Annotated in this window: 11 protein-coding genes and 1 pseudogene; all 12 read left to right on the plus strand. The window is 67.0% G+C overall.

The window, feature by feature from the left end; genetic code table 11:
• Nucleotides 1–9: 9 nt before the first annotated feature.
• The 12 genes and pseudogenes from ACVWZ8_RS20095 to ACVWZ8_RS20150 all read left to right on the plus strand — a co-directional run bounded on the left by ACVWZ8_RS20095 (nt 10) and on the right by ACVWZ8_RS20150 (nt 13,851).
• On the plus strand, nt 10–1,452 hold the full coding sequence (locus ACVWZ8_RS20095) for an NAD-dependent malic enzyme (protein ID WP_426977481.1): 1,443 nt from the start codon (nt 10–12) through the stop codon (nt 1,450–1,452).
• 25 nt (nt 1,453–1,477) lie between these two features.
• Nucleotides 1,478–3,076 (plus strand): malate synthase A, encoded by a 1,599-nt coding sequence (aceB, locus tag ACVWZ8_RS20100; protein ID WP_456505615.1) that lies wholly within the window; start codon nt 1,478–1,480, stop codon nt 3,074–3,076.
• A gap of 3 nt (nt 3,077–3,079) precedes the next feature.
• Nucleotides 3,080–4,348, plus strand: coding sequence for a DUF6986 family protein (locus ACVWZ8_RS20105; protein WP_456505616.1), 1,269 nt, complete (start codon nt 3,080–3,082; stop codon nt 4,346–4,348).
• Nucleotides 4,349–4,358: 10 nt separating this feature from the next.
• Entirely contained in the window at nt 4,359–5,171 is an 813-nt protein-coding gene (locus ACVWZ8_RS20110) for a bifunctional allantoicase/(S)-ureidoglycine aminohydrolase (RefSeq protein ID WP_426977475.1), read from the plus strand.
• Nucleotides 5,172–5,364: 193 nt separating this feature from the next.
• Complete coding sequence (locus ACVWZ8_RS20115; RefSeq protein WP_456505617.1) at nt 5,365–6,165, plus strand: hydroxypyruvate isomerase family protein; 801 nt, start codon at nt 5,365–5,367, stop codon at nt 6,163–6,165.
• Nucleotides 6,166–6,217: 52 nt separating this feature from the next.
• A complete protein-coding gene (locus tag ACVWZ8_RS20120; protein ID WP_456505618.1) occupies nt 6,218–7,096 on the plus strand; it encodes a 2-hydroxy-3-oxopropionate reductase in 879 nt (292 codons plus the stop codon).
• Nucleotides 7,097–7,255: 159 nt separating this feature from the next.
• Nucleotides 7,256–9,034, plus strand: a complete 1,779-nt coding sequence (gene gcl, locus ACVWZ8_RS20125) for a glyoxylate carboligase (RefSeq protein WP_456505619.1) — start codon at nt 7,256–7,258, stop codon at nt 9,032–9,034.
• 26 nt (nt 9,035–9,060) lie between these two features.
• A complete protein-coding gene (locus ACVWZ8_RS20130) occupies nt 9,061–10,251 on the plus strand; it encodes a glycerate kinase (protein WP_456505620.1) in 1,191 nt (396 codons plus the stop codon).
• Nucleotides 10,244–11,587: an allantoinase AllB gene (gene allB, locus ACVWZ8_RS20135; protein WP_426977468.1), complete on the plus strand. Its 1,344-nt coding sequence runs from the start codon at nt 10,244–10,246 to the stop codon at nt 11,585–11,587. Before ACVWZ8_RS20130 ends, allB begins: the two co-directional genes overlap by 8 nt.
• A gap of 8 nt (nt 11,588–11,595) precedes the next feature.
• Nucleotides 11,596–12,252, plus strand: coding sequence for a winged helix-turn-helix domain-containing protein (locus ACVWZ8_RS20140; RefSeq protein WP_456505621.1), 657 nt, complete (start codon nt 11,596–11,598; stop codon nt 12,250–12,252).
• Nucleotides 12,253–12,334: 82 nt separating this feature from the next.
• Nucleotides 12,335–12,835, plus strand: a complete 501-nt coding sequence (gene bcp / locus ACVWZ8_RS20145; RefSeq protein WP_426977464.1) for a thioredoxin-dependent thiol peroxidase — start codon at nt 12,335–12,337, stop codon at nt 12,833–12,835.
• 63 nt (nt 12,836–12,898) lie between these two features.
• Nucleotides 12,899–13,851, plus strand: a pseudogene (locus tag ACVWZ8_RS20150) (IS1595 family transposase).
• The last annotated feature ends 19 nt before the right edge of the window (nt 13,852–13,870 follow it).

Below are 13,870 nucleotides of genomic sequence, written 5' to 3' on the forward strand. Positions count from 1 at the left end.
GAATATTCAATGGCGAACCCGAGCCCCGGAAATTCGATCACTTTGCGCGTGGAGGCGCCGTCCAGCTTCTCCGCCACCAGCGAGCTTGCCGCTGCCGTGGGAGCTGCCGGCGCGGCGATCACCGCGCTGGACGTCACCGAGTCCCACCACGAAACCCTGGTTGTGGACGTCACCTGCAACACCACCGACGACGAGCACGCCGTCCGCGTCAAGGACGCCCTCAATGCGCTTGACGGCGTCAAGGTCCAGCACGTTTCGGACCGCACCTTCCTGATGCACCTTGGCGGCAAGCTTGAGGTGGTCCCCAAAGTAGCCCTGCGCAACCGCGACGACCTCTCCCGCGCCTACACTCCCGGCGTCGCCCGTGTCTGCATGGCCATCGCCGAGGACCCGGCAGCCGCCCGGAACCTGACCGTCAAGCGGAACACCATCGCCGTCGTCACCGACGGTTCAGCGGTCCTGGGCCTGGGCAACATCGGCCCGGCTGCCGCGCTTCCCGTGATGGAAGGCAAGGCTGCCCTGTTCAAGCAGTTCGCCAACGTCGATGCCTGGCCGGTCTGCCTTGATACGCAGGACACCGAGGAGATCATCATGATCGTCAAGGCACTGGCGCCCGTCTACGGCGGCGTGAACCTCGAGGACATTGCGGCCCCGCGCTGCTTCGAAATCGAGAACCGGCTCCGTGCGGAACTCGACATCCCGGTATTCCACGATGACCAGCACGGCACGGCGATCGTCACCCTCGCGGCCCTCGTCAATGCCCTGCGTGTGGTGGGCAAGAAGCTCTCCGAGGTCCGCATTGTGGTGTCCGGCGTGGGCGCGGCAGGCTCGGCCATCATCCAGCTGCTCAAGGCCCAGGGTGCACGGCACATCGTGGCCGCCGGCCGCTCCGGCGCCATCCACTCCGGCGAGGAATACACCGATGAGCACCGCAGCTGGATCGCCGCGAACACCAATGAAGAGGGTTTCTCCGGGACGCTGCACGAGGCGCTCAAGGGCGCAGACGTGTTTATCGGTGTCAGTGCCCCGAATGTGATCGGCGAGGAGCAGGTTGCCTCCATGGCAGACAAAGCGATTGTGTTTGCCATGGCCAACCCGACGCCGGAAATCGATCCGTCCATCGCGTCCAAGCACGCAGCGGTGGTGGCCACCGGCCGCAGCGACTTCCCGAACCAGATCAACAATGTGCTGGCGTTCCCGGGCTTCTTCCGCGGGCTCCTGGATGCCGGTGCATCCGACATCACGCCCGAGATGCTGGTGGCCGCTGCCGAGGCAATTGCCAACCGGGTAGGTGACGACGAGCTCAATGCCAGTTACATTATCCCCAGCGTCTTCGATCCGCATGTTGCAGCCGACGTCGCATCCGCAGTGGCTGCTGCAGCCCACGCGGCTACCGCTAGCGCGAGCGCAACGAACCCAGAGCCCGCAGTCGCCGCCCGCGCCACCGCCTGATCCGCAGCCAAGAAAAGGATTCAAAATGGCTATCACCGTCACAGACCCCCGGCCGATCGATCGTGCGGAGGAGATACTTACCCCCAAGGCACTGGCCTTTGTGGAGGAACTCCACAAGCGTTTCGCCGGCACCCGCAACGAGCTGCTGGCCGCCCGGGTCGTCAAACGCCAGCGGGCCGCCGATACCGGCAAGCTCGATTTCCTGCCGGAAACGCAGGACGTGCGCAACGGGGACTGGAAAGTTGCGCCGGCACCGGCAGCTTTGCAGGACCGCCGGGTCGAAATGACCGGCCCGGCCACTCCGGCCAAGATGGCCATCAACGCGCTGAACTCTGGCGCCAAGGTCTGGCTCGCCGACCTGGAGGATGCCAGCACCCCCACGTGGGCCAACGTCATCGACGCCCTCCTGAACCTTCGTGACGCCGCTACGGGCAGACTCAGCTACACCTCACCGGAAGGTAAGGAGTACACGCTCCGCACAGACGCTCCGCTGGCCGTTGTGGTGGCCCGTCCCCGCGGCTGGCACATGCCGGAAACCCACCTGCTGATCGACGGCGAACCCGCCGTAGGGGCGCTGGTGGACTTCGGCCTGCACTTCTTCCATACCGCCAAGCAGCTGGTCATGAATGGCCAGGGCCCGTACTACTACCTGCCCAAGTTGGAGAGCCACCTTGAAGCGCGTCTCTGGAACGACGTGTTTGTGTTCGCGCAGGATTTCCTGGGCCTCGGGCAGGGCATGGTCCGCGCCACGGTGCTGATCGAGACTATCCCGGCCGCTTTTGAGATGGACGAGATCCTCTACGAGCTGCGCGACCATGCGGCGGGCCTGAACGCCGGCCGCTGGGACTACCTGTTCAGCATCATCAAGTACTTCCGCGACGCCGGCGAGGAATTTGTACTGCCGGACCGTGCCACGGTGGCCATGACTGCACCGTTCATGCGTGCCTACACGGAGCTGCTCGTCAAGACGTGCCACCGCCGAGGCGCTTTTGCCATGGGAGGCATGGCCGCGGTCATCCCCAACCGGCGCCACCCCGAGGTCACCGAGGCGGCCTTCGAGAAGGTCCGCGCGGACAAGACCCGCGAGGCCAACGACGGCTTCGACGGCTCGTGGGTGGCCCACCCTGACCTTGTATCCACGTGCCGGGAAGCGTTCGACGCAGTCCTCGGCGAACGCCCGAACCAGCTGGACAAACAGCGCCCCGAGGTCTCCGTGACCGCACGCCAGCTGCTGGACATTGCCTCGGCCAAAGGCCAGGTCACCGAAGGCGGAATGCGCCTGAACCTGTATGTCGCTGTCGCTTACACCGCGGTGTGGCTGTCGGGAACCGGCGCGGTAGCCATCCACAACCTCATGGAGGACGCCGCTACGGCCGAGATCTCCCGCTCCCAGGTCTGGCAGCAGATCCGCAACAAGTCGGTGCTCGCGGACACGGGCAATACCGCGACCCGCGAACTGGTGGAACGCATTCTGGGCGAGGAAACCGAGCGCCTGCGGACCGAGTTCGGCGACGAAGCCTTCCGCCGCTACTACGAGCCGGCCAGCAAGCTGATCGGGGAGATCTGCCTCTCCGAGGAATACACCGATTTCCTCACCACCCCGGCCTACGAACTGGTGGGCTGAGGCATGGCAGAGTCATCCTTCAGCACGGCCGATCTTGCTCGGATCGAGGAACAGCTGGCCGCCACCGACCAGCTCCTTGACCAGAGCTACCCCGGCGACGACGGCAGCCGCCAGCCCGTGCACACCGTGTACGTGCCGGCGGACCGTTTCACGCCGTCCCTCGCCGCCGAATGGGGCGCGCAGGCGCTCGCGACGGCGGAAGCCCACGGTGGGCTGGCCCGCCTGGGTTCCCTGCTCGGCCAGGACAGCGGACTCGCTTCCGCCGTTGCGGAGCGGGTTGCCGCGAAGCTCGCCAGCGAGCCGATCGAGGACCTGCGCCTGGACTTCGAGGATGGCTACGGTGACCGCGGCGACGACGCGGAGGACGCCGACGCCGTTGCTGCCGCCAACGCGGTGGCCGCGGCAGTTGCCGCCGGCACCGCCCCGCCGTTCATCGGTATCCGCTTCAAGTGCTTCGAGGCAGCCACCCGGGCCCGCGGCCTGCGGACCCTGGACCTGTTCGTCTCCACCCTCGCGGCCGCCGGGGAACTACCTGCCGGGCTCATCCTGACACTGCCCAAGGTCACCACGGTGGCCCAGGTGCAGGCGATGGACTTCGCAGTGTCCCGGCTGGAGGAAGTCCACGGGCTTCCCGCCGGCCGGCTCCGTTTTGAGGTCCAGGTGGAAACGCCGCAGCTCATCCTGGGCCCAGACGGCACCTCCCCTGTGGCGCAGCTGCCACACGCTGTTCCCGGCCGGATCAGCGCCCTGCACTACGGCACCTACGACTACTCGGCGTCCCTGCAGATCTCGGCGGAATACCAGTCCATGGAGCACCCTGTGGCGGACTTCGCCAAGGAGGTCATGCAGCTCGCCGTGGCCGGCACCGGGATCCGGCTCTCCGACGGTTCCACGAACATCATCCCGGTGGGCGATGGTGTCGAGGATGCCTGGCGGATCCACGGCCGGCTGGTCCGCCGCTCGCTTGAGCGTGGCTACTACCAGGGCTGGGACCTGCACCCGGCCCAGCTGCCCAGCCGCTTCGCCGCCACCTACGCGTTCTACCGTGAGGGCCTTCCCGCCGCAGCGGCGCGCCTGCGCAACTACGTTGAGCGCACCGAAGGCGGGGTCATGGACGAACCCGCCACCGCCCGGGCCCTGGCCGCCTTCGTCCTGCGCGGCGTCCAGTGCGGCGCCGTGGGGACCGAAGAGGTCCAGGCGCTTGCCGGCGTCGAACTTTCCCAGCTGACCGCACTGGCGCACCCGCGGCTGGCACACTCCACTTCGAAGTAAGGATCCAATGATGGGCAAGTACTACTACCCCCAGGGCGGACTGCCGCCGCAGACCCACCTCACCACGGAGCGGGCCATCGTCACGGAGGCCTACACGGTCATCCCCAAGGGCGTCATGACCGACATTGTGACCAGCACCCTGCCGGGTTTCTCCAACACCCGCTCCTGGATCCTGGCCCGCCCGATCTCCGGGTTTGCCACCACGTTCTCGCAGCTGATCGTGGAGATCGGCCCCGGCGGCGGCGCTCCGAAGGCCGAGTTTGAGCCCGGTGTTGAGGGCGTTGTCTTCGTCACTAAGGGCAAGGTCAACCTGACCCTCGACGGCGAACTGCACCAGCTTGAGGAAGGCGGCTACGCCTACATGGCCGCCGGTGCCACCTGGGGCCTGGAGAACGTCTCGGATGACATTGTCTCCTTCCAATGGATCCGCAAGGCCTACGAGCGGCTCGAGGGTTACGAGGCAAAGTCCTTCGTCACCAGTGATGCCGAGGTGGAACCCACCGCGATGCCGGATACCGACGGCGCCTGGAAGACCACCCGCTTCACGGATTCCAGCGACCTGGCCCACGACATGCAGGTGAACATTGTGACGTTCCAGCCGGGCGGGGTCATCCCGTTCCCGGAGACCCACGTCATGGAGCACGGCCTGTACGTCCTGGAGGGCAAGGCCATGTACCTGCTCAACAACGACTGGGTTGAGGTGGAGGCAGGCGACTTCATGTGGCTGCGCGCCTTCTGCCCGCAGGCCTGCTACGCCGGTGGTCCCGGCCAGTTCCGTTACTTGCTGTACAAGGACATGAACAGGCAGATCCGCCTCACCTGAGCCCGTTGTTGCCTCCCCTGCGCCCCGGCCCCTGGCCGGGGCGCAGGTGTTTAACGGCTGTTCGACGTTCCGGGGGTTGACTGCTCCCCCGTGACAACCTAAACTTTTCACAGAGCAAGATATAGTTTCCATCATACGAAATAAGCAAGAAAACACCGGACCCGATCCGGTGCAGAGCCCGAAGGAACCCACAATGACGTATTCCGTGAACTGCTCCATTCTGCTGACGGAGCTGCCCCTGCTGGAGCGTCCCGCCGCGGCGAAGGCTGCCGGCTTTGACGCCGTCGAATTCTGGTGGCCCTTTGAGACCTCCGTCCCCGGCGACGCCGAGATCACCGGCTTCGAGCGGGCCATCACCGACGCCGGAGTCCAGCTCACCGGCCTGAACTTCAATGCCGGCAACATGCCGGGAGGGGACCGGGGCCTGGTGTCCTGGCCTGCCCGCTCGGCCGAGTTCCTGGACAACATCGATGTTGTCGCCGGCATCGGCGAACGCCTGGGCTGCAAGGCGTTCAATGCCCTCTACGGCAACCGGATCGACGGCGAGTCCGCCGACAAGCAGGACGCCATCGGCGCCGAAAACCTCGCGACCGCGGCCGCCGGCGTCGCCCGGATCGGCGGCACCGTCCTGCTCGAGCCGGTCAGCGGCGCCCCCAAGTACCCGCTCCTGACCGCCGACGATGCCCTCCGGGTCATCTCCCGGGTCAAGGCCGAATCCGGCGTGGAGAACATCAAGCTGCTCGCCGACTTCTACCATCTGGCGGTCAACGGGGACGACGTCGCGGCCGTCATCGAGAACCACGCCAAGGACTTCGGCCACATCCAGATCGCCGACAACCCCGGCCGCGGGGCTCCCGGAACCGGTGAGCTCCCCCTCGGCCAATGGATCACCCGCAGCCGCCAACTCGGCTACGAAGGCTACATCGGCCTCGAATACAAGGAACCGGCCGAGACCGCCTTCAACTGGGCGATCCGCCAGCGCGTCGCCAGCTAACCCCTCGATCCCGCCCTACGCACCACCACCAGACTTCAGATAAGGAACCATCGTGAGCAACGTTGCAGTCATCGGACTCGGAATCATGGGCCTGCCCATGGCCATCAACCTCGTCAAGGCCGGCCACACCGTCACCGGCTTCAACCGCAGCCAGGACAAGATCGACAAGCTGGTCTCCGAAGGCGGCCAGGGCGCCACGAGCATCGCGGACGCCGTCAAGGACGCCGACGTCGTCATCACCATGGTGCCGGACTCCCCGGACGTCGAAGGCGTAGTCGGCGGCCCGGACGGACTGTTCGTCAACGCCAAGCAGGGCACCTTGTGGATCGATGCCAGCAGCATCCGCCCGGACGTCGCCAAGCGGCTGGCCGACGACGCCAAGGCAGCCGGCCTCCGCGCCCTCGACGCCCCCGTGTCCGGCGGCGAGCAGGGCGCCATCAACGCCGCACTCTCCATCATGGTGGGCGGCGAGGCAGCCGACTTCGAGGCAGCACAGGACGTCCTCAACGCTGTCGGCAAAACGATCGTCCACGTCGGCCCGTCCGGCTCCGGCCAGACCGTCAAGGCAGCCAACCAGCTCATCGTGGCCGTCAACATCCAGGTCCTGGGCGAGGCCATCGCCTTCCTCGAGGCCTACGGCGTCGACACCGACGCCGCCCTCAAGGTCCTCGGCGGCGGGCTTGCCGGCTCCAAGGTCCTGGACCAGAAGGGCCAGAAGATGCTCGACCGCGACTTCGAGCCCGGCTTCCGCCTTGCCCTGCACCACAAGGACATGGGCATCGTCACCTCCGCAGCCCGCGAAGCCAACGTCTCCATCCCCCTCGGCGCCATCGCAGCCCAGCTCGTCGCCGCGACCGTCAACCAGGGCGACGGCGGACTGGACCACTCCGGACTCTTCAAGCAGGTCCTGAAGCTCAGCGGCCGCAACTAAGCGGCCAGGCCGCCCCGCCAAGGGGCACTTCGACACGAACATGCCGGCCGCCGTCGTGATTTACGACGGCGACTCCCCCAAAGTGCCCCGCGACGGTTCGCGGGCCTCCATCAGCACACCCAAAAACAGACTTTCCCACTGACTTTCAAGGAGTACACCATGACGAAGATGCGCACCGTAGACGCAGCCGTCGCCATCCTGGAAAAGGAGGGCGCCACCGAGGCGTTCGGCCTGCCAGGCGCGGCGATCAACCCGTTCTACTCGGCCATGCGGGAGCACGGCGGGATCCGCCACACCCTCGCCCGGCACGTGGAAGGCGCCAGCCACATGGCTGACGGCTACTCCCGGGCCAAGGACGGCAACATCGGCATCTGCGTCGGCACCTCCGGGCCCGCCGGCACCGACATGATCACCGGACTGTACGCCGCCTGGGCGGACTCCATCCCGATGCTCTGCATCACCGGCCAGGCTCCCGTGGCCAAGCTGCACAAGGAAGACTTCCAGGCCGTGGACATCGAAACCATCGCCAAGCCGGTCACCAAGATGGCCATGACCGTCCTGGAACCGGGCCAGGTTCCGGGCGCCTTCCAGAAGGCCTTCCAGCTGATGCGCTCCGGCCGCCCCGGCCCCGTGCTGCTGGACCTGCCCATCGACGTGCAGATGGCCGAGATCGAATTCGACATCGACACCTACGAGCCGCTGGCCGTCGAGAAGCCCAAGGCCAGCCGCAAGCAGCTGGAAAAGGCCCTGGACATGCTGACCGCAGCGAAGCACCCGCTGATCGTCGCCGGTGGCGGCATCATCAACGCCGGCGCGTCCGCGCAGCTGGTGGAGCTCGCCGAGCTGCTGAACGTCCCGGTCATCCCGACCCTGATGGGCTGGGGCGCCATCGCGGATGACCACCCGCTGATGGCCGGCATGGTGGGCCTGCAGACCTCGCACCGCTACGGCAACGAGACCATGCTGGCCGCGGACTTCGTGATCGGGATCGGCAACCGCTGGGCCAACCGCCACACCGGCGGCCTGGACACCTACACTGCCGGCCGCACGTTCGTGCACATCGACATCGAACCCACCCAGATCGGCCGGGTATTCTCCCCGGACCTGGGCATCGCCTCCGACGCCGGCGCGGCACTGGAGGGCCTGATTGAGCTGGCCCGGGAACGCAAGACGGCAGACACACTGCCGGACTACTCCGGCTGGGTCGCCGAATGCACCGAACGCAAGGGTTCCCTGCAGCGCAAGACCCACTTCGAGAACATCCCCATCAAGCCGCAGCGCGTCTACGAGGAAATGAACCGCTCCTTCGGGAAGGACACCACCTACGTGTCCACCATCGGCCTGTCCCAGATCGCCGGCGCCCAGATGCTGCACGTCTTCGGCCCGCGGAAGTGGATCAACGCCGGCCAGGCCGGTCCCCTGGGCTGGACCGGCCCGGCCGCCCTGGGCGTGGTCCGCGGCAAGCCGGACGAGACCGTCGTGGCCCTGTCCGGCGACTACGACTTCCAGTTCATGATCGAGGAACTGGCCGTCGGCGCACAGTTCAACCTCCCCTACATCCACGTGGTGGTGAACAACTCCTACCTGGGCCTGATCCGGCAGTCCCAGCGCGGCTTCAAGATGGAACAGAACGTGTCCCTGGCCTTCGAGAACATCAACTCCCCCGAGACCAACGGCTACGGCGTGGACCACATCAAGGTCGCCGAGGGCCTGGGCTGCAAGGCCATCCGGGTGCAAAACCCGGACGACCTGCCCGCGGCATTCGGCAAGGCCAAGGCACTCATGGGCGAGTTCAACGTCCCCGTCGTGGTCGAAGTGATCCTGGAAAAAATCACCAACATCTCCATGGGCACCGAAATCAACGCCGTCAACGAGTTCGAGGACCTGGCCGAAACCCGCGAGGACGCTCCTACCGCCATCCTCTCCTCGCTGGCCTAACGCAAACAATGGAAGGAGGAACCAGCATGCGCGTGGTCATCGCCCCCGACAAGTTCAAGGGCTCCCTGTCCGCCCCCGACGTCGCCCGTCACCTGGAAGCAGGGCTGCGGGCAGCATGGGGAACCGCAGGCTCCCGCGGTGAGCTGGATGTCCTCCGGATTCCCGTGGCCGACGGCGGCGAGGGCACCCTCGATGCCGCCGTCGGCTCCGGCTTCACCCGCCGGAGCGCCCTGGTCAGCGGCCCTACCGGGCAGCCGCTCCGGGCCGAGTTCGCGGTCCGCGGACGCGAAGCCGTGATTGAAATGGCCGCCGCGTCCGGGCTCGCCGTACTGCCGGACGGCATCAAGGACGCCACCGGGGCCACCAGCCTGGGCACCGGTGAACTGATCCGCGCAGCGCTCGACGCCGGGTGCCGGCAGATCATTTTGGGCGTCGGCGGGAGCGCCAACACCGACGGCGGCGCCGGGATCCTCCAGGGACTCGGCGCCAAACTCCTCGCCGCCGACGGACGGGAACTCCCGCCCGGCGGCGGCGCCCTGGCCGGGCTACACCAGATCGATTTCTCCGGGTTCGACACCCGCCTGGACGAGGCCCGCTTCATCCTGGCCAGCGACGTGGACAACCCGCTGCTCGGCCCCGAAGGCGCCCCCGCCATCTTCGGTCCCCAGAAGGGCGCCACCCCTTCGGACGTCGCCGCGCTCGACGCCGCGCTGTCCCGCTTTGTCGACGTGCTCGCGAAGGAGATCGGCCCCCGCGCCGTAAAGGCAGCGGAAGCCCCGGGCGCCGGGGCCGCGGGAGGCGCGGGCTACGCCGCCATCGCGGTCCTGGCCGCGACGCGCAGGCCGGGCATCGACGTCGTGCTTGAATTCACCGAACTCGGGCAGCGGCTTGCCGGTGCGGATCTGGTGATCACCGGCGAAGGCAGCCTGGATGAACAAAGCCTGCTCGGCAAGACTCCCATGGGTGTTGCCCGGGCAGCCGGACGCGCCGGAGTCCCCGTCATCGCGGTCTGCGGACGCACCACGCTGGGCGCGGAACAGCTCCGGCGGTCCGGCTTCCGGGACGTTCATGCTTTGACGGAGCTGGAAAGCAATGTAGACACATGTATAGCGGAAGCGGGATCGCTGCTGGAACGCCTCGGGCGGCGCATCGGCGAGCAGCTGGCGGCCCTGGCTCCGGCAACGAACGCCGACACGAAGGAGGCCATCCATGCCTGAAGAGACATTTGACCTGGTCATCCGCGGCCGGCACATCCTCACCACCGCCGGCATCGCGGCCCGGGAGGTCGGGGTCCGGGGCGGGAAGATCGTGGCGATCGAGCCGCTGGGCAACGGCCTGGCCGGCGCCGAGACCATCGAGCTCGCGGACGACGAGACCCTGATCCCCGGGCTGGTGGACACCCATGTCCATGTCAACGAGCCCGGCCGGACCGAGTGGGAGGGGTTCGCCTCCGCGACACGGGCCGCCGCGGCCGGCGGGGTGACCACCATCATCGACATGCCGCTGAACAGCATCCCGCCCACCACCACGGTGGCAAACCTCAAACTCAAGCGGGAAGTCGCCGCGGACCAGGCGTTCGTGGACGTCGGCTTCTGGGGCGGCGCCATCCCGGGAAACCAGGCGGACCTGCGCCCCCTGCACGACGAGGGCGTGTTCGGGTTCAAGTGCTTCCTGCTGCACTCCGGCGTGGACGAGTTCCCGCACCTGGAGGCGGACGAGATGGAGGAGGACATGGCCGCGCTGAAGTCCTTCGATTCGCTCATGATCGTCCACGCCGAGGACTCCCACGCGATCGACCACGCACCGTCCGCCGAGGGCGACCAGTACGGGAAGTTCCTGGCCTCCCGCCCGCGCGGGGCCGAGAACAAGGCCATCGCCGAGGTCATCGAACGCGCCCGCTGGACCGGCGCCCGCGCCCACATCCTGCACCTCTCCTCCTCGGACGCCCTGCCCATGATCGCCACCGCCAAGCGCGACGGCGTCCACCTCACCGTGGAAACCTGCCCGCACTACCTCACCCTGATGGCCGAGGAAATCCCCAACGGCGCCACCGCCTACAAGTGCTGCCCGCCGATCCGCGAGGCCTCCAACCGGGAACTGCTCTGGAAGGGCCTGCAGGAGGGCACCATCGACTGCATCGTCTCGGACCACTCCCCGTCCACCCTGGATCTGAAGGACCTGGAAAACGGCGACTTCGCCGTCGCCTGGGGCGGGGTGTCCTCGCTCCAGCTGGGCCTGTCCCTGATCTGGACCGAGGCCCGGCACCGCGGCATCACCCTGGAACAGGTCCTGTCCTGGATGGCCGCCAAACCCGCAGAACTGGCCCGCCTGACCAACAAGGGCCAGCTCGCGCTCGGCTACGACGCCGACTTCTCCGTCTTCGCCCCCGACCAGGCCTATGTCGTCGACGTCACCAAACTCAAGCACAAAAACCCCATCACCCCCTACGACGGCAAGGCCCTCTCCGGCGTGGTCCGCAAAACCTACCTCCGCGGCACCCTGATCAACGACCACACCCCCACCGGCAACCTCCTCCGCCGCGGCGGCATATGACGGCCTCCATGGCAGCCGAAATCCATTCCCCGCGAGGCATGTATGCGCATCCGGCCCCGGTTCCGGAATCCGGTCCGCGGCTCAGGGCACATGGCGTGGCCGTCTGGGTCACCCCGGGCCGCGGGCAGGAGATAGAGGACGCAGTGATGGCCCGCGCCGCACAACTGCTGCTGGAACATGTTTGGAGCATTGCCCCGGAGGCGGAAGCCCAGGTTTGGCCTGCCCCCGGGGCTGCAACTTCCGCCGACGGCGGAAACCCGGTACCGTCGTCGTCCGCTTCGGAGGACTCCCCGCAAGAGGACGACGACGGCGCCCCCCACCTCCCGCCGACGGCGGGTCACCCCAGTCTGGTGTGCGTGGATCTTGCCGCCGCTCAGGTCTTGCTGGACGGGAAGCCCGTGCCACTGACCGGCATCGAGTTCAAGCTGCTGCGGTACCTGGTGGAGAATTGCTCCCGCACCGTCGGCCGCGATGAGCTCCGACGTTTCCTGGAATCGTTCGATTCCCCGGCGGCGGCATCGCGCTCCATCGACGTCTATGTCGGCCGGGTGCGGCGCAAGCTGCGGCGGGCGCGGCACGCCATCGCCACGGTGCGCGGCGGAGGCTACCGGTTCGTTCCCGGGCACTATGCCAAGGTGCGAGGACCCGCGGAGTACAGTATCTGAGTCCGCAATAGTGCAACCGCAGACTCTCATTGTCAGTAACCATTGTCAGTAAACAGACCCCCACAGACCCAAAAGGAACCCCATGAGCCCCCAGCTGACCACCAAGCTCCAGCCCGGCACGCAGGCGCCGGAGTTCACCCTGCCGGACGCCGCTGGCAAGCAGGTTTCCGTTGCCGACTATCGCGGCAAGAACGTCATCGTGTACTTCTACCCGCAGGCTGCGACGCCCGGCTGCACCACAGAGGCGTGCGATTTCCGCGACAACCTTGCCTCACTGAAAGCCTCCGGCTACGAAGTGCTCGGCATCTCCCCCGACGCACCCCAGTCCCTCAAGGACTTCACCGGCGACTTCACCCTCACCTTCCCCCTCCTCTCTGACGAGGACCATTCCGTGGCCCTCGCATACGGCGCCTGGGGCGAAAAGCTCGTCGACGGGCAAATCGAGGAGGGGATTGTGCGCTCAACCGTCGTTCTCGATCCCGACGGCGCGGTCACCTTGGCGAAGTACCACGTCACCGCCAAGGGCCATGTGGCCGCACTCAAGGCGGAGTTGGGCCTTCAGGTCGCTGCTGAGAGCGCATAGGCCCGTCACGCCAGCGCAAAACCATTGTAGTGGGTATCCGGTTAGCTCAGGTAGACTGCGTAAATGTCGAGACCGGACTTTCCGAAGACGATTCTGGAGTTCCAGGCGAGATTCGGCGACGAGCAGGCTTGCCTGGGCTATCTGTTTGAGTGCCGCTGGCCGGATGGCTATTCGTGTCCCCGGTGCAAGGGCGAGTCCGCCTGGCCCGTGGCGGCGCGGGGGCTGTGGGAATGCGCCGCATGCCGTTACCAGGTTTCGCTGACAGCCGGTACCGTGCTCCACAAGACCCACACTGCACTGCATTTGTGGTTCTGGGCGGCCTACCTGATGACGACGGGAACTCCGGGGATCTCGGCCAGGCAGCTGCAGCGCCAGCTCGGACTCAGCCGCTACGAGACGGCCTGGACCATGCTCCACAAACTGCGCCGCGCCATGGTCAACCCCGAACGCACCCTGCTGACCGGCGAGGTAGAGGTGGACGAATGCGAAGTCGGCGGCCCGGAGGTGGGCCGGCGCGGCGGCAGAAATCTCACGGCCCGGGCCGCGCAGATAGTCGTGGCGGTGGAGGTGCGTGGTCAGGGCTCCGGACGCGTCCGGATGAAGGTGATCCCCAACGCGTCCGGCGACACGTTGGGCACTTTCGTGACAGACACTGTGGCTCCCGGCGCCATCGTGCACACCGACGGCTGGATGGGGTACGTCCCGTTGAGGAACAAAGGCTACGACCACCGCCCGCGATCCCAGCGGGCCGCCAAAAGAGCCGGCGACCCCGACCCTGTCCTTCCCCGCGTGCACCGCGCGCCATCAGCAACTTCAAGACATGGCTGCGGGGAACCCACCGCTCCGTGGGCAATGAACACCTGCAGGTGTACCTCGACGAGTTAACGTTCCGCTACAACCGGCGCAGCACACCCATGGCGGCCTTCCAATCCCTGCTCGGTCTCGGCGCACAGCAGGCGCCAGCCACCTATCGCCAAATCGTCGCCCACGGTCCGGGATCGAAAAGCACAACCTGAGCTAACCGGATACCCACTA

The organism is Arthrobacter sp. UYCu723 (assembly GCF_054059215.1).

Bases quoted from the DNA above. Each gene is read 5' to 3' on its own strand.
- ACVWZ8_RS20140 (WP_456505621.1), top strand. From the start codon at position 11,596: ATGGCAGCCGAAATCCATTCCCCGCGAGGCATGTATGCGCATCCGGCC.
- allB (WP_426977468.1), top strand. From the start codon at position 10,244: ATGCCTGAAGAGACATTTGACCTGGTCATCCGCGGCCGGCACATCCTC.
- ACVWZ8_RS20095 (WP_426977481.1), top strand. From the start codon at position 10: ATGGCGAACCCGAGCCCCGGAAATTCGATCACTTTGCGCGTGGAGGCG.
- ACVWZ8_RS20115 (WP_456505617.1), top strand. From the start codon at position 5,365: ATGACGTATTCCGTGAACTGCTCCATTCTGCTGACGGAGCTGCCCCTG.
- bcp (WP_426977464.1), top strand. From the start codon at position 12,335: ATGAGCCCCCAGCTGACCACCAAGCTCCAGCCCGGCACGCAGGCGCCG.
- ACVWZ8_RS20130 (WP_456505620.1), top strand. From the start codon at position 9,061: ATGCGCGTGGTCATCGCCCCCGACAAGTTCAAGGGCTCCCTGTCCGCC.
- ACVWZ8_RS20105 (WP_456505616.1), top strand. From the start codon at position 3,080: ATGGCAGAGTCATCCTTCAGCACGGCCGATCTTGCTCGGATCGAGGAA.
- aceB (WP_456505615.1), top strand. From the start codon at position 1,478: ATGGCTATCACCGTCACAGACCCCCGGCCGATCGATCGTGCGGAGGAG.
- gcl (WP_456505619.1), top strand. From the start codon at position 7,256: ATGACGAAGATGCGCACCGTAGACGCAGCCGTCGCCATCCTGGAAAAG.
- ACVWZ8_RS20110 (WP_426977475.1), top strand. From the start codon at position 4,359: ATGGGCAAGTACTACTACCCCCAGGGCGGACTGCCGCCGCAGACCCAC.